We start from the raw sequence: 22,238 nt of genomic DNA on the forward strand, positions 1-22,238 counted from the left end.
CTTGCGCCCCGTAAGTGGTCAAAATTAGCGAAGGGCGAAAGATTATCAGGGCTCAACGGGCAAACCGCACGTGTACCGTGCGACAGGCTGGACGCCTACAAAGGGCCCAGGTCAGGGCGTTTTGGATCGAGGCCGTCGCCCGACGATGTGCCGCGCAGCCGCCTGGCCACCCACGGGCCGAGGTACTCGCGTATCCACTGCGCGTCCTCGCGCCGCCTGGCCCTCGGGTCCGCCGACGGCCTCGGCGGCCATGTCGTGCGCCAGTCGTCCTCGCACGGCACGCCGAGCACGTCCAGCACCCTGGCCGCGACCATGCGGTGGCCGTGCTCGTTCATGTGCAGGCGGTCCTCGCTCCACGCCCGCCAGTCTCGCAGGCCCTGCATCGACCACTGGTCGACCACGCGGCAGCCGTACAGGTCGGCGATCGACCGCACATGCAGGTAGAACACTGCGAACTTCCCGCGCATCCGCCGCATCAGCGGGGTGTCACGCGGGTCGACGCCGGTGAACAGCAGCACCTCGGCGCCGCTCGCCCGCAGGTCGCGTACGGCGGCGGCCAGCTTCTTGGCCATGACGTCCGGGTCGCTGCCGGGACGCAGCAGGTCGTTGCCGCCCGCACACAGGCTGACCAGGCCCGGCCGCATCGCCACCGCGCTCGGGACCTGCTCGGCCACGATCTGGTCGATGAGCTTGCCGCGCACGGCCAGGTTCGCGTAGCGGAAGTCGGGCCGTTCCTTCGCCAGGCGTTCGGCGACCCGGTCGGCCCAGCCCCTGAAGCCGTGCTCGCCGGGAGCGGGCGGGTCGTTGAGCCCCTCGGTGAAGCTGTCGCCGAGCGCGACGAACGAGGCCGGGGCCGCGATCGGCTCCAGCGTCTCCCGCTCGTCGCGCCCGGCGCTCACAGGGCGGCCAGCGCCCGCAGCGCGAGAACGTAGGACTGCAGCCCGAACCCGGCGATCGTGCCCGTCGCCACCGCCGCGACCACCGAGGTGTGCCTGAACTCCTCGCGGGCCGCCGGGTTGGAGATGTGCACCTCGATGAGCGGCGCCGTGCGCTGGGAGATCGCATCGCGCAGGGCGTAGGAGTAGTGCGTGAAGGCGGCGGGGTTCAGCACCACGGGGATCTTGCCGTCGGCGGCCTCGTGCAGCCAGCCGACCAGCTCCGCCTCGTCGTCGGTCTGCCTGACCTCGACCTCGAAGCCGAGCTCGCGTCCCGTCGCACGGCACAGCTCGCTCAGGTCCGCGAACGACTCGGCGCCGTAGACATCGGGCTCCCTGGTGCCCAGGCGGGAGAGGTTGGGGCCGTTGAGCACGTAGATCATCGAGCGACCTCCTGGTAGGCGGCGGCCAGCAGCTCCTCCGACGGCGCTTCGAGCGTGGCCGGTCTCGCGATGCCGTCGAGAACGATGAAACGCTGCTTGGCGCCCCGGTTCTTCTTGTCCAGGCGCATGTGGTCGCGCAGCTGCGGCCAGGCGTCCTTGCGGTAGGCCGTCGGCAGGCCGACCGAGTGCAGCAGATCGCGCGTGCGCTGGACGACGTCGGGGCCGATCCGGCCGTCGAGCCTGGACAGCTCCGCGGCGAACACCATGCCGATCGCGACCGCCTCGCCGTGACGCATGCGGTAGTCCTCGACCCGCTCGATGGCGTGGGCCAGCGTGTGACCGTAGTTGAGGATCTCGCGCAACCCCGCCTCACGCAGGTCGGCGCCCACCACGTCGGCCTTCAGCTGGATCTTGCGCTCGATCAGCTCGCGGGCGTGCTCGCCCTCCGGCCTGGTCGCGGCCTCGGGGTCGTCCTCGATCAGCATGAGGATCGTGGGGTCGGCGATGAAGCCGCCCTTGATGATCTCGGCCAGGCCCGCCACGTAGTCCGGCCTGGGCAGCGAGAGCAACGTCGTCAGCTCGCACAGCACACCTGCGGGCGGCAGGAACGTGCCGACGAGGTTCTTGCCCTCCGGCGTGTCGATGCCGTTCTTGCCGCCTACGGCCGCGTCGACCATGCCGAGCAGGGTCGTCGGCACCAGGACGACCTTGATCCCGCGCAGCCACGTGCCCGCCACGAAGCCCGCCAGGTCCGTCGTGGCGCCGCCGCCCACGCCCACGACGGCGTCGCTGCGGGTCACACCGTACCGGCCGAGTGCCGACCACAGCTCGGCCGCGACCTGGACGCTCTTGGCCTGCTCGCCGTCCGGGACCGGGAGCGAGACGACATCGAACCCGGCCTCGCTCAGCGCCCCGCACACCGGGCGGGAGATCTCGGGCAGGCCGGCCGGGTGAATCACCGCGACCGTGCGCACCCCCGTTCCCAGCAGGCCCGGCAACTCCCCGAGCACACCCGCGCCGACGACCACGTCATAGGGCTCGGCGCCGCGTACGGTGATCCTGGTCGCACTCACGCTGCGGTTCATCCTCTCTTGAGGGCTTGCGATGAAGGTTCGGACTGGTGGGGCTGGGTTCGCGCTGGTACGGCTGGGTTCTGCACGGCTGGGCTTGGCACGGCTGGGCTTCGCGAGGTCAGGGGGTGAGGGCCTTGGCGATCTCGTCGGCCAGGGACTCGGGGTCGCGGCCGTCGGTGGCGACCGTGATCGTGGCGAGGCGCTCGTAGATCGGGCGGCGGGCCTCCATCAGCTTCTTCAGCTGGCTGCGCGGATTCAGCACCAGCAGCGGCCTGGCCGAGCCGAGACCCACCCGCTGCACGGCATCGGCGAGACCGACCTGCAGATAGACGACCGCGTGCCCGTCGAGCAGCGCCTGGGTGCCCTCGTGCAGGATCGCGCCACCGCCCAGCGACAGCACGCCCGTGTGCTCGGCCAGCGCCAGCCCGACCGCCTCGGCCTCCAGCTGCCTGAAGCGCTCCTCGCCGTCCTCGATGAAGATGTCGCTCACCGGCTTGCCCGCCACGGCCTCGACATCGGCATCGGTGTCACGGTAGGCGACGCCGAGCAGACCGGCCAGCAGCTGGCCCAGCGTCGACTTGCCCGAGCCCGGCGGGCCGATCAGCACGGCCACCGGCCTGGCACTCACTTGATCACCATCGAGGAGAGGTAGCCCGACAGGTTGCGTGCGACCTCCTCGACCGAGTCGCCGCCGAACTTCTCCAGCGCCGCGTCGGCCAGCACCAGCGCGACCATCGCCTCGGCGACGATCGCCGCGGCGGGCACCGCGCACACGTCCGAACGCTCGTGGTGCGCCTTGGCCGCCTCGCCGGTCTTGACGTCGATCGTGGCCAGCGCCCTCGGCACGGTGGAGATCGGCTTCATCGCGGCGCTGACCCGGAGGATCTCGCCGTTGCTCATGCCGCCCTCGACACCGCCCGCTCGATTGGTGATGCGCTTGACACCGTCGGCCGAGGTGTACTCGATCTCGTCGTGGGCCCGGGAGCCGGGGCGCTTGGCCGTCTCGAACCCGTCGCCGACCGCGACTCCCTTGATCGCCTGGATGCCCATGAGGGCGCCGGCCAGGCGGGAGTCGAGCCTGCGGTCCCAGTGCGTGTAGCTGCCGAGGCCGGGCGGCAGGCCGTAGGCGAGCACCTCGACCACGCCGCCGAGCGTGTCGCCCTCCTTGTGCGCCTTGTCGATCTCGGCGATCATCTCGGCGCTGGCCTCCGGGTCGATGCAGCGCACGAGGTCGGCGTCGACCGCTTCCAGGTCGGCGGGGCCGGGCAGGATGCCTCGGGTGGCAGCGGCGCCGCCGATCGACAGCACGTGGCTGACGATGTCGACGCCGAGCGCCTGCTTGAGGAAGCGCTTGGCGACCTCGCCGAGCGCCACGCGCGCCGCCGTCTCGCGGGCGCTGGCCCGGTCGAGGACCGGGCGGGCGTCGTCGAAGCCGTACTTCTGCATGCCGGCCAGGTCGGCGTGGCCGGGGCGCGGGCGCGAACGCGGTGCGTTGCGCGCGATGCCCTCCAGCTCGGCCGGGTCGACCGGGTCGGCCGACATGACCTTCTCCCACTTGGGCCACTCGGTGTTGCCGACGCGCACGGCGACCGGGCTGCCGAGCGTGCGGCCGTGACGCAGGCCGCCGACGACGTTCACCTCGTCCTGCTCGAACTTCATCCGGGCGCCACGCCCGTAGCCGAGACGGCGACGGCGCAACGCCTCGTCGATGTCGGCCGTCGTCACCTCCACCCCGGCGGGCAGCCCTTCGAGGATGGCGACGAGTTCGGGCCCGTGGGACTCTCCGGCAGTCAACCAGCGCAACATGCGTACAAGTCTTCCATGGGCCACCGGGTGCGATGTCCGCGGCGTTCACCAGTCGAGACAGACGGCCGCCAACGCCCCCAGCAACATGAACGGCCCCAGCGGGAACTCCGTCGTCCTGTCGGCCTTGCGCACCAGCACCAACCCCACGGCGTACACGGCCCCCAGCACCTGCCCCGCCACCGCCGCCACCACCCACACCTGCCACGACACCGCCCCCGCCGCCATCCCGATCAGCCCCGCCAGCTTCACGTCCCCCAGCCCCATGGCCGAAGGCCGCACCACCCACAACACGCCGTACAGCCCACCCAAGGCCACCGCCCCCAGTACGGCCCTGCCGACCTCACCACCGGGGACCAGCGCGACACCCATGATCACGTACGAGGGCAGCGTCAGGACGTCGGGCAACCGGAAGGTACGCCAGTCGACGACCGCCAGCAGGGTGCCCACGACGCCCATGTACAGGTAGGCGAAGCTGCCCGTGCGCCAGACGAGGGCCACACAGACGGAGGCGGTGAGGAGTTCGAGAACGGGAGGCCAGGCGGGGGTGGGACGAGCGGATGCGAAGGCTTGACGGGCTTCGGCCAGGGTGTTGGGGGGTGGGGTGCTGGAGGGCTCGGTGCCTGGGGGCTCGATGCTGGGGGGCTCGGCGCTGGGGGGCCGAGGAGTGCCCGGAGGTGGGGTGCCGTGACGCGGTGCGCTGTCACGTGGAGCGCTGGAAGGCCGGGCGGTGGGAGGTGGGGGCTGCGTTGGGGGTGTGGATGTTGGGGATGTGGCTTCGGGTGGGGGCTGCGTTATGGCGAGGGGTTCGAGCACGTCTGGGGCAAAACCGGGGGCCAACCCCCGCACATAGGCTCCCGCAACCGCCCCAACCACACCCGCGACCACCAACTCCAACACGCCTCCGACCCTAACCCGCCCTCCCCCACCTCCGCCGCCCCTTCACCCACACCGCCCCTCATCCACACTCCGCCCTACGTACTGCCGCCACCCTCCCCGCAACTCCACCCACCGCACTATCCGACCGGCCCCACCCGCACTCCGCCGCCACGCCCGCCACCCGCACCTCCAGTCCTGCCTGCCCACCCGCTCCGCTGCCGCGCCCATCCCCGCACCGTCGCCACTCACGCCTCCAGCCTTGCTTGCCCTACCCGCACTCCGCCGCCACCCGTACCGCCAGCCCTGCCTGTACTACCCGCAGTCCGCCGCCACCTCCCCCACCCGGATCGCCCCCCTCGCCCTGCCCGCGTTCCGCTCTCCCTTTCCGCATCCCGCTCCTCGACGTCGCCGCCCCCAACTCGCCCCCGTCACCCACACTGCCGCGCCTTCGACACTCCGTCCCTGCTTACCTCCACTTCCCCCACCCACACGACGCCTCCACTCATTTCTCCATCCACTGCACCCCGCACTACGTGCCCAACCGCCCGCTCACATCTGCCTCACCCGCGCAGTTCTCCTCGCTCACCTGGCCCCCGACCTCCAACCCGCCATCCGCCACTCCCTTTCGTGCCTGCCCACGCCGACCGCCTTGCCGCGTTCTGCCTAATTCGGCTCGGGCTTCGACCGTGCCCGTTCTGCTTTCCCGCGTGCGCCCATGGCCTCTTGCTCAGGCCGCTCCTGCCGTTCTTCGGCGCATGCGGGCGATGCGTGCACTGCGCCTCGGTCGTCTCGCGCTCCCTGGATGCGTGCCCAGTGTTCGTCGGCAGGGCGTTCGGCGGTTCTCAGCTTCGGCGGAGGGAGAACCAGCGGGGTTTGGGTGGGGAGGGGGCGACTCGGGCGATGGTTATGCCTTCGAGGGTGTGCAAGGTGCCGGATTCGACGGCGGCCAGGGCCCTCAGGACGTCGCCCTCCAGGACGAAGGGGGTGGGGCCTGCGACGTCCAGGACGACGGCGGAGGCGTTCTCGTGGACGGCGGCCTGGCAGACCTGGAGGGCGGTGGCCTGGATCGGTCTGGCGTCGGGGCGCCAGCGGGTCAGGGCGTCGGTGCTCGTGAAGGCGACGACCGCTTCCCTGCCGTCCTTTCCGACCAGCTTGGGCAGTGCCATCTCGCTCTCCTTCTCCTGCTTGAGGCCGTTGGCCCCGACTTCGGAGGAGGTGAGAAGAGCCACGACGGGCACCAGGAGACGGGTACGGCTGAGCGCGGCGATGACCTCGGTGGCGTCTGCGGCTCCCTCCGCGTGCGCGCTCAGGGCGGCGGCGAGAACAGGATCGGCACTACCGTCATCGGCCGGGACAAGCGGTCGCGGAATACTCGGCACAACGCACGAGCCTACCCGCACGGGCCAGGGCACATGGTCGCCTCGTACGGGCGACGTGACGTGCCCCGGCCCCGTGCGCGGCAGGGGCGTCGGGCGGTGGAACCCGGCCATGTGCGGCGGGTGGAGCAGTGCTGGGCTTGCCGTAATGGAGGTGTCGTGGAGGGCTTGCCGCAAACGGGGCGTTCTATGACACGTCTGAGATTGCCGCCACCGGGCCGCCGCCCGATGGGCCCTGGTGGACGGCAGCGACCGAGACGAACACCGCCGGGTCGCCCGTCACGCCGGCCGCGACGCCGCCGACCGTGGCCTTGATCTGGCGGTGCCAGTGCACGTCGGAGTCGTCGAGCATGATGTTGCGGCGGCCTCGTACCCGGCCCGAGGGGTCGGCCTCGCACTTCATGAAGACGTTCACCAGGCGTCCGGCCAGGTCGGTGTGGTGGGGGCGTTCGGGCAGGTCGAGGCCGGAGGAGCGGATGGCCTCCCAGATGCCGTCGGCGTCGAGGGCGTCCTTCATGACGCTGTGGCCGATGCGGTAGCGCCCGCCGATGCCCCGGGCGTTGCCGACGACGACGATCTGGGCGCGGTCGAGTTCGACGCCGCTCGAGCAGGAGGCGACGCTGCTGTACAGGGACAGGTCCTTGTGGATCTGGTCGGCGCTCGGCATGTCGATCTCGCCGAGCGCCACGGCGATGCCGAGTGCGGTGGTGGAGTTCGACAGGTCCATGGAGGGGCCGGTCTCCTCGATGGCGGTCTCCTGGCCCCGGCTCCTGGCGTCGGTGATGGTGGCCAGGGTCAGCAGCGGCGTCTTGGTCTGGACGTAGTGCACGTCGGCGGGGTCGTCGATCCCGGCGATCTTCATGGCCTCGCGCACACCGGCGGCGACCTTCTCCACCATGGCCGGGCGGCCGATGTCCTCGGGCAGGATGACGTCGCTCATCGCCACGCCCACCGTGACGCGCGGCTCGTCACTGGCGGGGGCGTCGGCGGTGGTGGCGAAGATCGTGGCGTGCGGGCTGAGCACGCCGTCGGTGCCGCCCGACCAGACGAGGGGCACGCTGTCGGGCGCGGGGTGGCCCTTGGCGGCGAGTACCTCGCGAAAGGCGCGGTCGGCGAGGATGCGGGTGTAGTCGTTCACACCGCCGTTGCCCTCGGTCTTGCCGATCACCGCCAGTACGCGGTGCGCCTCGATCACCCCGTCGTCGATCAGCCGTTCCAGGCCGGAGGCGTCGGTCACGCTCTCGATGGCGACCTTGCGTACTTCGATGGGCTCCGGCATCTACTTTCTCCGCTCTACGACCGACACTCTTGTCCCGAAATTTCCGTCTATGGCTTGTGAAAGGTGTTCCAAGGAGGTGATGACGGCCATGCGACCGCCGTTGCCGACGAAACGCAGGGCCGCCTCCACCTTGGGTCCCATGCTGCCCCCGGCGAAGTGCCCTTCGGTGTGCAGGACACGCAGGTCATCGGGTGTGATCGCCCCGATCGGCCGCGCGTTGGGCGTGCCGTACCCGGTCATCGCGTACGGCACGTCGGTCGCGATGACCAGGACGTCGGCCGAGACGGCGGCGGCGAGCATGGCGGCGGCCAGGTCCTTGTCGACGACGGCCTCGACGCCACGCAACGAGCCGTCGGCGGCCTGGACGACCGGGACGCCTCCCCCTCCGGCCGCGACCACGACGTACCCCGCCTCCATCAGCGCCAGCGCCGCGCCCGCGTCCAGGATGCGCAACGGGTCGGGCGAGGCCACCACCCTGCGCCAGCCGCGCTCGAAACGCCGCCAGCTCTGGCCGAGCGCCTCGAACCTGCGCGCCTGCTCCTCGGTGAAGTACCTGCCGATCGGCTTGACCGGGTCGGCGAACGCGGGATCGGCGGCGTCCACCAGCGTCCTGGTGACGACGACGGCGCTGGCGGGCAGGCTGTTGAGGATGAGCGTGCCGACCGTCGCCTGGGTCTGCGCGCCGCACCAGTCGAGCGGCACCGGCGGTACGACGTCGGCGGCCAGTTGGTTCTTCAGCAGCAGGTTGCCCACCTGGGGGCCGTTGCCGTGGGTGAGCACGACCCGGTGTCCCCGCTCGATCAGCGTGGCGACGTGGGCCATCGCCTGTTCGACGGCGGCTCGCTGGTCCTGCGGCGCGGCACTGCCGTCCGGCGCGGTCATCGCGTTGCCGCCGAGCGCGACGAGAATACGCTCAGCCGCATGCGCGCCGGGTGAGGTGAGAAGGGGTTCGCCCACGTTGGCGACGGTATATGGGGAGCGCATGCGCACTCTTGGGCAATATCTGCCGATCGAACGTCGTTCCTTCGGCAACCGCCCGCCCCCGGCCCCCTACTCACCGATCGTCCGGCAGGCCGACGCGACCTTGCGCCCGTCGGTCTCGTAGACGGCGGCCGTCCCGGCGGTGGCGACGATCACATAGGTCGTGGCGGGAAACACCGCACGATACGGGCGTACGGTCATCGTCCTGGGCGCCTGGCTGTGGCGCGTGCCGCCCGCCCACTCCATCGCGCACGACAACGCCGCCCACACGTGCGAGGCCGGAACCGAGTCGCCCCACTCGGTCAGCCGGGGATGGGCGAACCACGCACAGGCGTACAGCCCATCGCTCACCGGACCGGGAAAGACGCGCAGCCCGTCCCCCGGAAGGCGGTGCCCGCAGCCGAAGCAGTCGGGACACGGATGCCCCACCTTCCCCCCGAAACCGCGCTCGGCCGCGATGGCGTCCTGCACGGGCAGGTACGGGGGCGCGGCCGGGGTCACCGCGACGACCCGCCCGACGGCCAGCAGCCTGGGGCCGATGGTCAGCCTCCCGTCCTCCAGTTCGAGACGGGAGCGCACCCTCGCATGGGACAGCAGGGAAACCTCGACGGCCTGGCCGGGCGGCAGGAAACTCGCCACGAGACCGGAGATCCAACCCATGTTCGCCCGTCCCGACGCTCCGCAGAACGCCTCGGGCACCGACAGTTCGGTGGTCCTCATGCTGGAGTTGTACGGCGGAGCACTTTCAACCCACTGTCCGCCCGATTACCGGCCATCCGTCCAGAACACGACGCCGGTCACGCCGGACGTCCGGAAGCACACCGCCCGTCACTCCAGGCAAGCGCGGAAAACGGCGGTCAACCGGCGCACCAGGTCGGCCCGAGGGATGCCGTCCATCATCGAGGCGCCGAGCAGCTGCCTGAACTGCGCCGCCCCCATCAGCAGCGCGGTCGCGACCGACCCCCGCAGCCTGGCGTCGGGCCCCTGGAGCCTGGCGATCAGCGGGTCGTGGATCGCGGTGAGCACACGCTCGCGCATGACCTCCTTGATCTCGTCGCTGGAGGAGGACCGGGCCAGAGCCGCCGACATCGGACTGTCGGCGTCCGAAAGCAGCCGGTCGGCGAGGTACTCGGCCAGCACCTCGGCCAGGTCGCCGTCCTCGTCGAGCAGGCCGGGAAAGCGCCCCTGCTGGGCGAGCACCTCGGCGAACAGCTCCCGTTTCGAGCCGAAGTAGCGGTTGATCAGCGCGACGTTGGCCCCGGCCTCGGCGGCGAGCAGCCTCATCGTCACCTGGTCGTAGCCGAGCTCGGCGAACAACCTCCTGGCCGCTTCCAGAATGCGCAGGCGCGTGCCCTCTCGGTCGCGCAGCCGTACCTCGTCCACCTGCCGATCCTCTCAGACCTTCCGGATTTGACGTAGTAAACAAGCGTCTACTAATTTCATATGTACGCTACACGCTTTTCGTCTCTTGGGGGGACCTTGCTCCAGGCTCAACGCTTCACCCACAGGCAGGTCCTGGAGGTCCTGGTCGGGTTGATGCTCGCGATGCTGACCTCGATGATCTCCACATCGGTCGTCGGCACCGCGCTGCCCACGATCGTCGGCACACTCGGCGGGCAGGACCAGCTCGCCTGGGTGGCCAGCGCCACCCTGCTCACGATGACCGCCTCGACGCCCCTGTGGGGCAAGCTGTCCGACCTCTACGGGCGCAAGCGCATGTTCCAGCTCTCGCTGGTGCTGTTCACGCTCTCGGCCGTCGCGGCCGGGTTCTCCCAGAACATGGGCCAGCTCATCGCCGCCCGCGCCCTGCAGGGCATCGGCGCGGGCGGGCTGCAGGCGCTGCCCCAGATCATCCTCGGCGACGTCGTCGAGCCCCGTGAGCGCGGTCGCTACTCCGGGTACATCGGCGCGGTCTTCGGCGTCTCCACCGTCGCCGGACCCCTGCTCGGCGGCTTCATCGTCGACAACATGTCGTGGCGCTGGTGCTTCTGGATCAGCGTGCCGCTGGCGCTCGTCTCGTTCTTCGTCATCCAGCGCGTGCTGAAGCTGCCCCTGGTCAAGCGGGACGCCAAGGTCGACTGGTGGGGCGCCACGTTCATCACGGGCGGCACCACCGCGCTGATGCTGCTGCTGTCGCTCGGCGGCAAGGAGTTCGCCTGGAACTCAGCGTGGACGTGGACGCTCGGCGCGCTGTCGCTGGTCTTCTTCGGCCTGGCCGTCGTGGCCGAGCGCAGGGCCGTCGAGCCGATCCTGCCGCCCAGGCTGTTCCGCGACCGCACGTTCGTGCTGACCTCGCTGTCGTCGCTGATGGTCGGCGCCGCGATGTTCGGCGCGATGATGTTCCTGCCCCAGTACCTGCAGATCGTCAAGGGCATGAGCCCCACGGCGTCAGGCCTGATGACCCTGCCCATGGTGGTCGGCCTGCTCGTCGCCTCGATCGGCGTCGGCAGGTTCGTCACCAGGACCGGGCGCTGGAAGGTCTTCCCCGTCGTCGGCATGGTGCTGGTCGCGCTCGGGCTGTTCCTGCTGTCCAGGCTGCACGTCGACACCTCGCTGATGGTCATCGGCGTCGACGTGGCGCTGCTGGGCATGGGGCTCGGCGCCTCCATGCAGATCCTCATCCTGGCCGCGCAGAACGCCGTCTCGCGTGCCGACATGGCCGCCACCACGTCCGGCGTCTCGTTCTTCAGGTCGCTGGGCGGCGCGGTCGGCGTGGCCGCGTTCGGCGCGGTGCTGTCCAACAGGCTCACCGACGAGCTGACCGCCCTGGCCAGGGCCGCCCACCTGCCGCTGACCGGCGGGAGTGCGACGCTCGGCTCGCCCGACGCGATCAGGCACCTGCCCCCGCAGGTGATGGAGATCGTGCTGGAGGCCTTCACCCGGGCCATCCAGACGGTGTTCCTGTTCGGCGTGCCGATCGCGATCCTGGCGGCGGTGGCGGCCCTGCTGCTGAAGGAGTTGCCGCTGCGCGGTTCGGCCGACGCGCACACCTCCGCCGAAGAGCCCGTCACGGTGAAGTGACCGTTTCTGGAGGAGGGCGCCCCATCGTGGCGTCCTCCTCCATGCGGGGCTCAGACCGAGACCAGGACCGCCTCGGCCTCCAGCGTGGCGGCCACCGCGTTCAGTACGGCGGCGATGCGCAGCGCCTCCTGGATCTGCTCACGCGGCAGGCCGGACTCGCGCAGCACCCGCTCGTGCGACTCCAGGCAGCGCCCGCAGCCGTTGATCGCCGAGACCGCCAGGCACCACAGCTCGAAGTCCGTCCTGTCCACCCCGGGACTCCCGATGACCTGCATGCGCAGCTTGGCGGGAAGCGTGGCATAGGTGTCGTCGCCGATGAGATGGACGGCCCGGTAGTAGACGTTGTTCATCGCCATGATCGAGGCCGCCGCCTTGGCCGCGGTGAAGGCCTCGGGCGACAACACCCGCGCGGCCTCGTCCGACACCTCGGCGATGACCTGACGCGAGCGGGTGGTCAGCGCGCAGGCGAGCACGGCTCCCCACACCTGCTGATCGGTCAGCGACGACGTCGTCACGACCGAGCCCAGGTTGAGCTTGGTGTCCCTGGCATAGGCGGGCAGCGCCGCCTTCAGCGCGTCGATGCTCACCTGGCCAGCAGCTTCTGCTCGTCGAGGCCGGCCTCGCCCTTGTTCCAGTTGCACGGGCACAGCTCGTCGGACTGCAGGGCGTCGAGCACCCGCAGCACCTCCTTGACGTTGCGCCCGACGGAACCGGCGGTCACCATCGAGAACTGGATCTCGTTGTTCGGGTCGACGATGAACGTGGCCCGCTGGGCGACGCCGTCCTCACCGAGCACGCCGAGCGACTCCGACAGCTCGCGCTTGATGTCCGACAGCATCGGGAACGGCAGGTCGCGCAGGTCGGGGTGGTCCTTGCGCCAGGCGTGGTGCACGTACTCGGAGTCGACCGACACCCCGAGCACCTGGGCGTCACGGTCGGCGAAGTCCTCGTTCAACCGGCCGAACTCGGCGATCTCGGTCGGGCACACGAACGTGAAGTCCTTGGGCCAGAAGAACACCACACGCCACTGACCCTCATAGGTCTTGTGGTCGATCCTGGCGAACGCCTTGTCGGCGTCGAGTGCCACACAGGCGGTCAGGTCGTACTCGGGGAAACGGTCACCGACGGTGAGCACGCGCATGTCTCCTTGGCTGGACGTCGTTGTCAGTGCCGCCAGGCTCCCGCACCTAGCATTGATCCGAGAAATCGACCGGCCGGACCAATCTGAGAGGCGATTCCTATCAGTGAGCCCATGCCCACCCTCGCCCAGCTGCGCGCTTTCCTCGCCGTGGCCGACCATCTGCACTTCCGGGAGGCGGCCGCGACGCTGCGGATGAGCCAGCCCGCACTGTCGGGCGCGGTGTCGGCGCTAGAGGAGATCCTTGACACACAGTTACTGGAACGCACCACACGCAAGGTGCTCCTGACGCCCGCGGGCGAGCGGGTCGCAGTGCACGCGACCCGGGTGCTCAGCGCGCTCGACGACCTCATGGGCGAGGTGGCGCACTCGCGCGAGCCGTTCAGCGGGCCCGCGCACCTGGGCGTGATCCCGACCGTGGCGCCGTATGTGCTGCCCGCGCTGCTGCCGATGTTCGCCAGGCGCTTCCCGCAGCTGCGGCTGACCGTGCACGAGGCCAGGACCGAGACGATCCTGGAGGAGCTGCGCGAGGGCCGGCTCGACCTGGTGCTGCTGGCGCTGCCCGCCGACGCCTCCGGCCTGGTGGAGGAGCCGCTCTACGACGAGGACTTCCTGCTGGCCCTGCCGTCCGGCCATCCCCTGGCGGCGAGTCAGGAGCCGCTGGATCGCGACGTGCTCAAGGGCCTGGACATCGTCCTGCTCAACCAGGGCCACTGCCTGCGCGAACAGGCGATCGACGTGTGCCGCGAGGTGGGCGCCCGCGCCACGGCCACCACCTACGCCACCAGCCTGCCCACCCTGGTCCAGCTCGTCGCGGGCGGCCTCGGCGTGACCCTGCTGCCGGAGTCCGCCGTCCCCGTCGAGACGGGCAAGAGGGTACGGCTGGCCCTGCGCAGGTTCGGGCCGCCCACGCCGGGCCGTACGATCGGCCTGGCCTACCGGGCCAGTTCGGCGCGGGCGGCGGAGTACTCCCAGCTGGCCAAGGCCGTGCGCAGCGCGGTGCGGGCCAGGCGGCTGCCGGTCAAGGTCGTGCCGTGAGCCCGGCCAGCCGGCGCACCGCCTCGTCGATCACCTCGTCGCGCTTGCAGAAGGCGAAGCGGACGAAGTGCCTGCCGTACTCCTGGTTGTCGTAGAAGACCTGGGTGGGGATGGCGACGACTCCGGCCAGCTCGGGCAGCTTCCTGGTCAGGTCGAGGCCGTCGGTGAAGCCGAGCGGGCGGATGTCGGTCTGGACGAAGTAGGTGCCCGACGGCTTGAGCACGCCGAACCCGGCGGCGTCGAGGCCGTTCATCAGCCGGTCGCGCTTGTCCTGCAGCGAGGCGCGCAGGCCCGCGACCCACTCCAGCTCCGTGCGCAGGGCGTGGGCGACGGCCAACTGCCACGGGGCCGACGAGGTGAAGGTGAGGAACTGCTTGACCGTCTGCACGGCGCGTACCAGGGGGGCGGGCGCGCAGATCCACCCGGTCTTCCAGCCGGTCGCGGAGAACGTCTTGCCCGCCGACGAGATCATCACGGTCCGCTCGCGCATCCCGGGGAACCCGGCGAGCGGCAGGTGCTCGACGCCGTCGAACGTCAGGTGCTCGTACACCTCGTCGGAGATCGCGACCAGGCCGTGCTCGACGCAGACGGCGGCGATCTCGGCCAGCTCGGCGCGCGTGAACACGGTGCCGGTGGGGTTGTGCGGCGAGTTGACCAGCACCGCACGCGTGCGCGGGGTGACGGCGGCGCGCAGCTCGGCCGGGTCGAAGGTGAAGCGCCCCTCGACCGCCCGCAGCGGCACCGGCCTGCGCACGGCCCCCGCGACCGCGATGGCGGCGGCGTAGGAGTCGTAGTACGGCTCGAAGACGATCACCTCGTCGCCCGGCTCGCACAGGGCCAGCACGGAGGCGGCGATGGCCTCGGTGGCGCCCACGGTCACCAGGATCTCGCCGTCGGGGTCGTAGCCGAGCCCGTAGTGCGCCTTGCGGTGCTCGGCCACGGCCTGGCGCAGCTCGGGCGTGCCGGGGCCCGGAGGGTACTGGTTGGCGCCCGACCTGATGGCCTCGATCGCGCGCTCCAGCATCGCGGGCGGTCCGTCGGTGTCGGGGAAGCCCTGACCGAGGTTGATCGAGCCGGTGCTGGCCGCCAGGGCGCTCATCTCGGCGAAGATCGTGGTGCCGAATTCCCGCATCCGGGACACAAGGGGTTCGCTCACGAGGTCACACTATCGGCGGGAAATCCGAGGGCGATGGTCCAGTGCTGGCGGTATCGGCGTGACGTGTGGTGGTATGAGGCTTCCGATGACCCAGACCGCCGCCCACCCCGCCCGCATCCGGGAGCTCGACGCGCTGCGCGGGTTCGCGGTCGGCGGCATCATGCTGGTCAACACCTGGCAGCACACCGCGCACGAGACGCCGGTCGCGGTGGACACGGTGCTGGAGATCGTCTTCCAGGGGCGTTTCTATCCCATCTTCTCGGTGCTCTTCGGGGCCAGCTTCATGCTGTTCCTGCGCTCGGGCTCGCGGTGGGCGTTGCTGCGCCGGTTGTTCTGGCTGCTGTGTTTCGGGCTGGTCCAGGCGCAGTTCTATCCGGGTGAGGTGCTCACCCCCTATGCCCTGACCGGGGCGCTGATCCTGCTGCCCGCCTCGTTCCTGCACCGGAGCGGCGTGCTGGTGCTCGGGCTGGCCGCACTGGCCTGGGCGGTGTGGCAGGGCGGCGGCGAGATCATGATCCCCGGCCTGTTCCTGCTGGGCATGGCGCTGTACGAATACCGTCCGCCCAGGCGGCTGCTGCTGCCGATGTTCGTGGTCTGCGCATCGGCGACCACCACGCTGACCGTCCTTTGGGTGCTGCAGGGCGTGTGGGCCGTCTATCTGGCCGCCTCGCTGGCCGGGGCCGCCGCCTACGCCACCGGGCTGGTGCCGGCGCTGCGGCCGTGGTTGTCGGCGCTGCTCGAACCGCTCGGCAGGATGGCGCTGACCAACTATGTGAGCGGCACTTTCGTGATCTTTGTCACCAAGCCGCTGCTGGACGCCGATCCGACCAGGCTGGGCGTCGTCGCGGTGGCGCTGACCACGGTGGCGGCGCAGATCGCCTTCTCGCGATGGTGGCTGGGTCGCCATAGATACGGCCCGCTTGAGTGGATCTGGCGCACTCTGACCTGGATGCGCCGGGTCCCCAATCGTTAGAGTCGTAAGGTGACGAGAATCGCGCTCTGCCAGCTACCGATCTCCCCCGACCCCGAGATCAACCTCCGGCGCGTACGCGAAGCGCTCGCCCAGGCCGAGGGCGCCGACCTGGCGATCTTCCCCGAAGCCACCCTGACCAGGTACGGCAAGCGCATCACCGACCTGGCCCAGCCCCTGGACGGCCCCTTCGTCACCGGCGTCGCCGAAGCCGCGCGCGAGCACGGCATCGCGGTGATCACCGGTGTGTTCGAGCCGGGCCGCGAGCGCGTGTTCAACACCGCGGTCGCCCTCGACGCGCACGGAACGATCCAGGCCGCCTACCGGAAGATCCACCTGTTCGACTCCTTCGGCGCCAAGGAGTCCGAGCTGGTCGAACGCGGCGCCGAACCGGTCGTCGTCGAGCTGGCCGGACTGCGGATCGGCCTCGTCACCTGCTACGACGTGCGCTTCCCCGAGCTGACCAGGGCACTGGTGGACAAGGGCGCCGAGCTGTTCGCCGTGATCGCCGCCTGGGGCGCCGGGCCGCTCAAGGAGGAGCACTGGAGCACGCTGGTGCGCGCCAGGGCGCTGGAGAACACCATGTGGACGGCTGCCGTCGGCCAGGCGCCGAACCCGGCCGAGGCCGCCGACGGGTTCGGCATCGGCCGCAGCATGCTGGTCGACCCGCTGGGCCTGGTCAGGGCCGACCTCGGCGCGGTGCCCGCCGTACAGGTGGTCGAGGTGGACCGGGCGGTGACGGCGAGCGTGCGGGCGACGCTGCCGTGCCTGGAACACCGCGTGCTCGGGGTCAACGGACAGTAAAGTGTTGCCGTGAGCGCCAGGACACAGATGCAGAAGGTGATCCCACCGCGTCTGCTGGTCCCCTATCTGTCGGGCAAGCGCACGGTGATCTCGGGCTATGTCTACCGCGTGCAGGACTGCGCGCGGCTGACCACGCCCAGGAGCCTGTTCCTCGCCCTCGACCTGTCGTTCGAGGGATCGGAGCTGAGCGCCGACGTGCCCGAGCTCTATGTGATGAGGTGGCTGGCGCGTGACGTCGACACCTATGCCGTGCCCTACGGGCCGCACATGGGCGGCGACTGGAGCGACGCTGCGCCGTTCGCGGGCAACGGGTTCACCACCTCGCGTGAGCACGTCGTGCCGCAGTTCCACACGATGCCGATCCCGATCCCTGCCGGGGCCGAGATCGTGCGGGTGAGCGGCGACGAGAGCGTGCCCTTCGCCGCCTACGACGGGCTGACCTGGCGGCGTGCCGCATGAGCGTTCCCGTGACCTCGGGCTTCGTGGCCCGCTTCGCCGAGCGCACCCACCCGGCCGCACTCGGGCCGGGCCCGGACGACGTCGTGCTGTTCAGCGAGGAGGACCTGCCCGGCTTCGACGGCTCCTCCGGCTACTGGCGGCGCACGGTCGCGCGCTCGGAGCTGGAGTGGCTGGTGCTGGTGCGCACGGTCGGCGCGTTCGGCGGCGAGCCCTGCGTGGTCCTCGACGAGGACGAGGACGGCCTGCACATCGCCTACACCGGGCACAGCGGCATGAAGGCCGAGGCGCTGGGCTACTGGATGGTCGACCACGGCGCCTACGAGGTCGTCGTGCCCCGCGAAGAGGTCTTCTCGATCAGGGTCGAGCGCGTCCCCGTTCCCTGAGGGCTGTCAACCGATGCCGGGCCCGCGTGTCTCTCAGGGTGTGAACCAACTGAAGACCCGCGCCCCCGTCCCGGGCTCGGCCATCGGCCCCCCGGCCTTCGCCGAGCTGTTCGCGGGGCAGTACCAGCCCCTCGTCCGGCTCGCCGGGCTGCTCGGTGCCGACGACCCCGAGGACATCGCGCAGGAGGCGTTCGCCAGGCTCCACCGTCGCCGGTTGCGCGACGAGGGAGCCGCGCTCGCCTACCTGCGCTCCGTGGTGTGCAACCTGACCCGCAACCGCCTGCGCCACCTACGCCTGGTACGGCTGCGCAGACCCGACCCGCCCGAGGCGGCCAGGGGCGCCGAGCACGACGTGCTGGTGGCCGAGCGCAACAGGGAACTGCTCGCCGCGCTCGACGCGCTGCCGCGCCGCCAGCGTGAGGCGCTGATCCTGCGCTACTGGCTCGACCTTTCCGAACGAGAGATCGCCGAGGCCATGGGCGTCACGCCCGGCTCGGTCAAGACACACGCCAGCAGGGGCCTCGCCGCCCTGGGCAAGGCGATGAGGGAGACGTCGTGAACGACCTCGAAGTACGGCTTCGCACCGCGCTCGACGCCAGGGCCGAGACCTATGAGGCGAGCCCCGACGCCTGGCGCAGACTGCAGACCAGGACGGGAAGGCGGCGGCTCGGCCTGCCGTTCAAGCTGGCGGTGATCGGCGTGCCGGTGGCCGCTGCGGCCGTGCTGGTCGTGCCGCTGGTGCTGGGTGGCACCGGGGGCGAGGGCGACCTGGTGGCCACGAGCGTGACGACCGACACCCGGCGGGGGCACGACGACGCGCTGCGCGGGCAGACGCCGCTCGGCGAGCCGCTCACGATCGTGAACCCGAGCGAGGATCGCCCGATGCGGCTGTGGTTCGGCCGCAAGAACGGCACGGTGCAGTTCTGCCTCACGATGCAGCTGCGCGTCGGTAGCGCCATCACCGGCTGCGACCTCGCGACCAAGGACGGCGCGCCGAACCCGGCGAAGTGGGAGGGCACCACGAACCACGGCCCCCTGCCGAAGCAGGCCATGGAGTTCGGCACGGCGACCGATGTCCGCGCCGTCCACGCCGTCGGACCCGGCGACGTGCGGTACGAGGGCACGATCACCAAGCCCGAGGGCGCGCCGCTGGCGATCTGGACGGTGACCTACCCCACGTCCGCAGGGGTGCGCACGATCGAGATCACCGGCCGATCCGGCGAGGTCGTCCAGCGCATGGACCTGGCGAAGCTGCACGTGACGAACCCGGAGCCGGCCGAGGTCCCGGCCGACGCGCAAACGGTGAACGGCCTGAAGGCCGGCCTGATCGAGGGCACCGACCCCGAGATCGTCTGGTGGCATGACGGCAAGGAGGTCGGCAGGCACCTGTTCAAGGATGTGCTGAAGGACATGGACGGCAAGGAGACGAACGTCGAGGTCAGGATCGAGGGCCGCGACTGGTTCGGGGTGACGACCCCGGACACCGAGAAGGTCGTCCTGATCTTCGCCGACGGTTCGTCGACCGAGGCGAAGACCGTGCCCGCGTCCTGGGACGCAGGCATCCGGCTCTTCGCCGGGGATCCCGGCCGTGACGACGACATCCAGCTCCAGGGCTTCGAGCTCGTCGGCTACGACGCCGCGGGCGCGCAGACCTGGCGGAAGGCGCATCCGCCGGTCAAGCCCCTGTGGCCCGAGGCTCAGCCGGCTCCCAGCGTGCGGTAGCGGCCCAGCCTGGTGCTGAGCCGGTCCGCGGGGGTCCGGCTCAGCAGTCCCGCGATCTCGTACTCCAGCGCCCTGCCCACGCGCTCGCAGAAGGCCATCGGCTCGTAGGCGGCGTCGGGCAGCTCGGGCACCACCCTGTCGACGATGCCGTCACGTCGGAGGTCGGTGGCCCTGATGCCCTGCGCCTGGGCGATCTCGGGTGCGAAGTCGACACTGCGGTAAAGGATCACGGAGGCGCCCTCCGGCGGCAGCGGCGACAGCCACGCGTGCTGGGCGGCCAGCACGCGGTCGGCCGGCAGCATGGCGAGCGCGGCGCCGCCCGCGCCCTCGCCCAGCAGCAGGCAGACGGTGGGCGCCTCCAGCATGACCAGATCGGCGAGCGAGCGGGCGATCTCGGCGGCCAGCCCGCCCTCCTCGGCCGACTTCGACAGGGCCGCACCCGCGGTGTCGATGACGGTGACGAGCGGCAGACCGAGCTCGGCCGCCAGCTTCATCCCCCTGCGGGCCACCCTGAGCCCGGCCGGGCCGAGCGGTGCGAGCGCCCGCTGCCTGCGCCTGTCCTGGCCGAGCACCACGGCGGGCGCGGTGCCGAACCTGGCCAGCGCCAGCAGCAGGCCCGGGTCGTTCTCGCCCTCGCCGGTGCCGTTGAGCGGGGTGACGTCGGTGGCGGCGAGCTTGAGCAGCGTCCTGATGCCCGGCCTGTCGTCGCGGCGGGAGCGGGTGATCGCCTCCCACGCGTCGACCGGCCTCAGGTCCTCGACGGGTTCGGGGCCCGCGAGGACGGCCGAGGGGTCGGCGCAGAGCACCGACAGCGTCCTGATCGCCACCCGCCTGGCGTCCTCGGCCGTGACGACGGCGTCGACCAGGCCGTGCGCGAAGAGGTTCTCCGCGACCTGCACACCGTCGGGGAACGGATAGCCGTGCAGCGACTCGAACACCCTCGGCCCGAGGAACCCGATCAGCGCCTGCGGCTCGGCCGCCGTGACGTGCCCCAGCGACCCCCAGCTGGCGAACACCCCGCCGGTGGTCGGATGCCGCAGATAGACGAGGTACGGCAGGCCGGCCAGCCGATGGGCGGTCACCGCGGCGGTGATCTTCACCATCTGGGCGAAGGCCAGCGCGCCCTCCTGCATGCGGGTGCCGCCGGAGGCCGGGGCCGCCAGCAGCGGCAGCCGTTCGCGGGTGGCCCGCTCGGCGGCGCTCACCAGGCGTTCGGCGGCGGCCACGCCGATCGAGCCCGCCATGAAGCCGAACTCGCACGCCACGACCGCCACCCTGCGCCCGTCCAGCAGCCCCTCGCCCGTGACGACCGACTCGTCGTACCCGGAGCGCACCCTGGCCCAGGCCAGCTCGTCGGCGTAGGAGGAGCCCGGTCTGGCCGGGTCGGCGGGCGGGGTGTCCCACGAGGTCCACGAGCCCTTGTCGAGGACGGTCTCGATGAGCGTGCGCGCGTCCGGGCGCTGGACGCCCATCGTCATCGGCCCTCCGGCTCGTGTCCCGCCACCCGGATGCCTTCGATCCGTGCGGCCTGTGCTTCGGCGGCCTGTGCTTCGATGGTCTGTGCTTCGGTGGCCTGTGCTTCGATGGTCTGTGCTTCGGTGGCCTGGGATTCGATGGCCTGGGATTCGGCGGCCTGGGATTCGATGGCCTGGGATTCGGCGGCCTGGAGCCAGGTGAGGACGGCGTCGGTGTCCTGGCCGAGTGCGGGAGGCGCGGTGTGGCGCGCGACCGGGGCGTCGTCGAAGCGCAGCGGGGGGCCGGGCAGCTCGATGCGGCCGAGCACCGGGTGCTCCACCTCGACGACCAGGCCCTGCGAGCGCGTCTGGTCCCAGGAGTACACCTCGTCGATCGACCTGATCGCCCCCGCGGGCACACCCAGCTCGCCGAGCGCGGCCAGCCAGTGCGCACGGGGACGGGCCGAGAGCGCCTTCTCCATGTCGGCGATCAGCTCGTCGCGGTGCTGGAAGCGCAGCCGGTTGACCGCGTAACGCGGGTCGGCCGGGTCGAGGCCGAGCAGTCCGGCGACCTTGAGCCACTGCCCCTCGTTGGCCGCCGCGATCTGCAGCATGCCGTCGGCGCAGGCGAACGCCCCGTAGGGCGCGATCGAGGCATGGTGGTTGCCGTTGGCGCCGGGCACCTGCCCGCCGACCGTCCACGCCGTCCCGTGGTAGGAGTGCACACCCGCCACGGCGGCCAGCAACGACGTGCGCACGACCGTGCCCCTGCCCGTGCGCTCACGCTCGTACAACGCGGCCGTCACGCCGTAGGCCCCGTGTATCCCGGCCAGCAGGTCGGCGATCGAGGCCCCAACCCGGTACGGCTCGGCGGAGCTGGGGCCGGTGAGCGACATCAGACCGGCCTCGCCCTGGGCGATCTGGTCGTAGCCGGGCCTGCCGCCTTCGGGGCCGTCGTGGCCGAATCCGGTGATCGACAGGACGACCAGGCGCGGATTGAGCTCGTGCAGCCGCTCGACGGTGAAGCCGAGCCGGTCGAGCACGCCGGTGCGGAAGTTCTCGATCAGGACGTCGCTGTGGCGGACGAGCCGCTCGACGAGCTGTTTTCCCTCGGGCGACTTGAGGTCGACCGCGATCGACTGTTTGTTGCGATTAGCCGCCAAGAAGTATGTGGAAATGTCGTGATCTGGTCCGACGAAGGGCGGGCCCCAGCCGCGTGACTCGTCGCCGCCGGCGGGATGCTCAACCTTGATCACCTTGGCGCCCAGGTCGCCGAGCATCTGGGCGGCGTGCGGGCCCGCGAGGGCGCGCGAAAGGTCGAGCACGACGATGTCGCCAAGGGGTCCGCGCAAGATCAACCTCCAGTCGCGTGGTCGCCGAGCCT

At 70.9% G+C, this 22,238-nt stretch carries 24 protein-coding genes; 8 read left to right on the plus strand and 16 right to left on the minus strand.

All coding sequences use genetic code 11. From position 1 onward, the window contains the following. Positions 1–95 precede the first annotated feature (95 nt). The 11 genes from ACTWNK_RS30800 to ACTWNK_RS30850 all read right to left on the minus strand — a co-directional run bounded on the left by ACTWNK_RS30800 (position 96) and on the right by ACTWNK_RS30850 (position 10,092). On the minus strand, positions 96–899 hold the full coding sequence (locus ACTWNK_RS30800) for an SGNH/GDSL hydrolase family protein (RefSeq protein WP_474308250.1): 804 nt from the start codon (positions 897–899) through the stop codon (positions 96–98). Next, entirely contained in the window at positions 896–1,318 is a 423-nt protein-coding gene (aroQ, locus tag ACTWNK_RS30805) for a type II 3-dehydroquinate dehydratase (RefSeq protein WP_474308252.1), read from the minus strand. The genes ACTWNK_RS30800 and aroQ overlap by 4 nt, the downstream gene beginning before the upstream one ends. Then, positions 1,315–2,391 carry a 3-dehydroquinate synthase gene (aroB, locus tag ACTWNK_RS30810; protein ID WP_474308254.1) on the minus strand — a complete coding sequence of 359 codons (1,077 nt, stop codon included), beginning with the start codon at positions 2,389–2,391 and terminating at the stop codon, positions 1,315–1,317. The genes aroQ and aroB overlap by 4 nt, the downstream gene beginning before the upstream one ends. Positions 2,392–2,509: 118 nt before the next feature. Beyond that, positions 2,510–3,019: a shikimate kinase gene (locus ACTWNK_RS30815; protein WP_474308256.1), complete on the minus strand. Its 510-nt coding sequence runs from the start codon at positions 3,017–3,019 to the stop codon at positions 2,510–2,512. Continuing rightward, positions 3,016–4,197 (minus strand): chorismate synthase, encoded by a 1,182-nt coding sequence (gene aroC, locus ACTWNK_RS30820; protein ID WP_474308258.1) that lies wholly within the window; start codon positions 4,195–4,197, stop codon positions 3,016–3,018. The genes ACTWNK_RS30815 and aroC overlap by 4 nt, the downstream gene beginning before the upstream one ends. A 45-nt stretch (positions 4,198–4,242) precedes the next feature. Continuing rightward, entirely contained in the window at positions 4,243–4,695 is a 453-nt protein-coding gene (locus tag ACTWNK_RS30825; protein ID WP_474308260.1) for a prepilin peptidase, read from the minus strand. A 1,220-nt stretch (positions 4,696–5,915) separates the two neighbouring features. Continuing rightward, complete coding sequence (locus ACTWNK_RS30830; RefSeq protein ID WP_474308262.1) at positions 5,916–6,452, minus strand: SseB family protein; 537 nt, start codon at positions 6,450–6,452, stop codon at positions 5,916–5,918. Between the two features lie 184 nt (positions 6,453–6,636). Beyond that, positions 6,637–7,728, minus strand: a complete 1,092-nt coding sequence (gene bar, locus ACTWNK_RS30835) for a barbiturase (protein WP_474308264.1) — start codon at positions 7,726–7,728, stop codon at positions 6,637–6,639. Next, positions 7,729–8,685: a carbamate kinase gene (locus ACTWNK_RS30840; protein WP_474308266.1), complete on the minus strand. Its 957-nt coding sequence runs from the start codon at positions 8,683–8,685 to the stop codon at positions 7,729–7,731. A 93-nt stretch (positions 8,686–8,778) separates the two neighbouring features. Further along, positions 8,779–9,429, minus strand: a complete 651-nt coding sequence (locus ACTWNK_RS30845; protein WP_474308268.1) for a hypothetical protein — start codon at positions 9,427–9,429, stop codon at positions 8,779–8,781. Positions 9,430–9,537: 108 nt separating this feature from the next. Beyond that, the gene (locus ACTWNK_RS30850) at positions 9,538–10,092 is read right to left on the minus strand and encodes a TetR/AcrR family transcriptional regulator (RefSeq protein ID WP_474308270.1); all 555 of its coding nucleotides are present in this window, start codon (positions 10,090–10,092) and stop codon (positions 9,538–9,540) included. Positions 10,093–10,152: 60 nt separating this feature from the next. Between ACTWNK_RS30850 and ACTWNK_RS30855 the strand changes: the two genes are divergently transcribed. Beyond that, the gene (locus ACTWNK_RS30855) at positions 10,153–11,730 is read left to right on the plus strand and encodes an MDR family MFS transporter (RefSeq protein ID WP_474308272.1); all 1,578 of its coding nucleotides are present in this window, start codon (positions 10,153–10,155) and stop codon (positions 11,728–11,730) included. A 50-nt stretch (positions 11,731–11,780) separates the two neighbouring features. On the opposite strand, the gene ahpD is transcribed toward ACTWNK_RS30855, so the two are convergent. Beyond that, positions 11,781–12,317 (minus strand): alkylhydroperoxidase, AhpD family, encoded by a 537-nt coding sequence (gene ahpD / locus ACTWNK_RS30860; RefSeq protein ID WP_474308274.1) that lies wholly within the window; start codon positions 12,315–12,317, stop codon positions 11,781–11,783. After that, a complete protein-coding gene (locus ACTWNK_RS30865) occupies positions 12,314–12,871 on the minus strand; it encodes a peroxiredoxin (RefSeq protein ID WP_474308276.1) in 558 nt (185 codons plus the stop codon). Before ACTWNK_RS30865 ends, ahpD begins: the two co-directional genes overlap by 4 nt. A gap of 111 nt (positions 12,872–12,982) precedes the next feature. Here ACTWNK_RS30865 and ACTWNK_RS30870 point away from each other — a divergent pair, with 111 nt between their 5' ends. After that, positions 12,983–13,906 carry a LysR substrate-binding domain-containing protein gene (locus ACTWNK_RS30870; RefSeq protein ID WP_474308278.1) on the plus strand — a complete coding sequence of 308 codons (924 nt, stop codon included), beginning with the start codon at positions 12,983–12,985 and terminating at the stop codon, positions 13,904–13,906. Here the strand turns inward: ACTWNK_RS30870 and ACTWNK_RS30875 are convergent. Further along, positions 13,890–15,062 carry a pyridoxal phosphate-dependent aminotransferase gene (locus tag ACTWNK_RS30875; RefSeq protein WP_474308280.1) on the minus strand — a complete coding sequence of 391 codons (1,173 nt, stop codon included), beginning with the start codon at positions 15,060–15,062 and terminating at the stop codon, positions 13,890–13,892. The two genes, ACTWNK_RS30870 and ACTWNK_RS30875, sit on opposite strands and share 17 nt — an antisense overlap. 85 nt (positions 15,063–15,147) lie before the next feature. On the opposite strand from ACTWNK_RS30875, the gene ACTWNK_RS30880 reads away from it, so the two are divergent. The 6 genes from ACTWNK_RS30880 to ACTWNK_RS30905 are packed head-to-tail and all read left to right on the plus strand — an operon-like array spanning position 15,148 to position 19,400. Next, entirely contained in the window at positions 15,148–16,035 is an 888-nt protein-coding gene (locus tag ACTWNK_RS30880) for a DUF418 domain-containing protein (RefSeq protein ID WP_474308282.1), read from the plus strand. 9 nt (positions 16,036–16,044) lie between these two features. Next, on the plus strand, positions 16,045–16,836 hold the full coding sequence (locus tag ACTWNK_RS30885; RefSeq protein WP_474308284.1) for a carbon-nitrogen hydrolase family protein: 792 nt from the start codon (positions 16,045–16,047) through the stop codon (positions 16,834–16,836). Positions 16,837–16,845: 9 nt separating this feature from the next. After that, entirely contained in the window at positions 16,846–17,295 is a 450-nt protein-coding gene (locus ACTWNK_RS30890; protein WP_474308286.1) for a hypothetical protein, read from the plus strand. After that, positions 17,292–17,678, plus strand: coding sequence for a hypothetical protein (locus ACTWNK_RS30895; protein ID WP_474308288.1), 387 nt, complete (start codon positions 17,292–17,294; stop codon positions 17,676–17,678). Before ACTWNK_RS30890 ends, ACTWNK_RS30895 begins: the two co-directional genes overlap by 4 nt. Before the next feature lie 40 nt (positions 17,679–17,718). Next, positions 17,719–18,237: an RNA polymerase sigma factor gene (locus tag ACTWNK_RS30900; RefSeq protein ID WP_474308290.1), complete on the plus strand. Its 519-nt coding sequence runs from the start codon at positions 17,719–17,721 to the stop codon at positions 18,235–18,237. Then, positions 18,234–19,400, plus strand: a complete 1,167-nt coding sequence (locus tag ACTWNK_RS30905) for a hypothetical protein (RefSeq protein ID WP_474308292.1) — start codon at positions 18,234–18,236, stop codon at positions 19,398–19,400. Before ACTWNK_RS30900 ends, ACTWNK_RS30905 begins: the two co-directional genes overlap by 4 nt. On the opposite strand, the gene ACTWNK_RS30910 is transcribed toward ACTWNK_RS30905, so the two are convergent. Both ACTWNK_RS30910 and ACTWNK_RS30915 read right to left on the minus strand, forming a co-directional pair. Further along, a complete protein-coding gene (locus ACTWNK_RS30910) occupies positions 19,376–20,878 on the minus strand; it encodes a carboxyl transferase domain-containing protein (protein WP_474308294.1) in 1,503 nt (500 codons plus the stop codon). The two genes, ACTWNK_RS30905 and ACTWNK_RS30910, sit on opposite strands and share 25 nt — an antisense overlap. Further along, a complete protein-coding gene (locus tag ACTWNK_RS30915; RefSeq protein ID WP_474308296.1) occupies positions 20,875–22,206 on the minus strand; it encodes a CaiB/BaiF CoA transferase family protein in 1,332 nt (443 codons plus the stop codon). Before ACTWNK_RS30915 ends, ACTWNK_RS30910 begins: the two co-directional genes overlap by 4 nt. Between the last annotated feature and the right edge of the window lie 32 nt (positions 22,207–22,238).

This window comes from Nonomuraea sp. IBHARD001 (assembly GCF_056106265.1).

Bases quoted from the DNA above. Each gene is read 5' to 3' on its own strand.
- aroC (WP_474308258.1), bottom strand. From the start codon at position 4,197: ATGTTGCGCTGGTTGACTGCCGGAGAGTCCCACGGGCCCGAACTCGTC.
- ACTWNK_RS30880 (WP_474308282.1), top strand. From the start codon at position 15,148: ATGACCCAGACCGCCGCCCACCCCGCCCGCATCCGGGAGCTCGACGCG.
- ACTWNK_RS30870 (WP_474308278.1), top strand. From the start codon at position 12,983: ATGCCCACCCTCGCCCAGCTGCGCGCTTTCCTCGCCGTGGCCGACCAT.
- aroQ (WP_474308252.1), bottom strand. From the start codon at position 1,318: ATGATCTACGTGCTCAACGGCCCCAACCTCTCCCGCCTGGGCACCAGG.
- ACTWNK_RS30855 (WP_474308272.1), top strand. From the start codon at position 10,153: ATGTACGCTACACGCTTTTCGTCTCTTGGGGGGACCTTGCTCCAGGCT.
- ACTWNK_RS30865 (WP_474308276.1), bottom strand. From the start codon at position 12,871: ATGCGCGTGCTCACCGTCGGTGACCGTTTCCCCGAGTACGACCTGACC.
- bar (WP_474308264.1), bottom strand. From the start codon at position 7,728: ATGCCGGAGCCCATCGAAGTACGCAAGGTCGCCATCGAGAGCGTGACC.
- ACTWNK_RS30910 (WP_474308294.1), bottom strand. From the start codon at position 20,878: ATGACGATGGGCGTCCAGCGCCCGGACGCGCGCACGCTCATCGAGACC.
- ACTWNK_RS30845 (WP_474308268.1), bottom strand. From the start codon at position 9,429: ATGAGGACCACCGAACTGTCGGTGCCCGAGGCGTTCTGCGGAGCGTCG.
- ACTWNK_RS30895 (WP_474308288.1), top strand. From the start codon at position 17,292: ATGAGCGTTCCCGTGACCTCGGGCTTCGTGGCCCGCTTCGCCGAGCGC.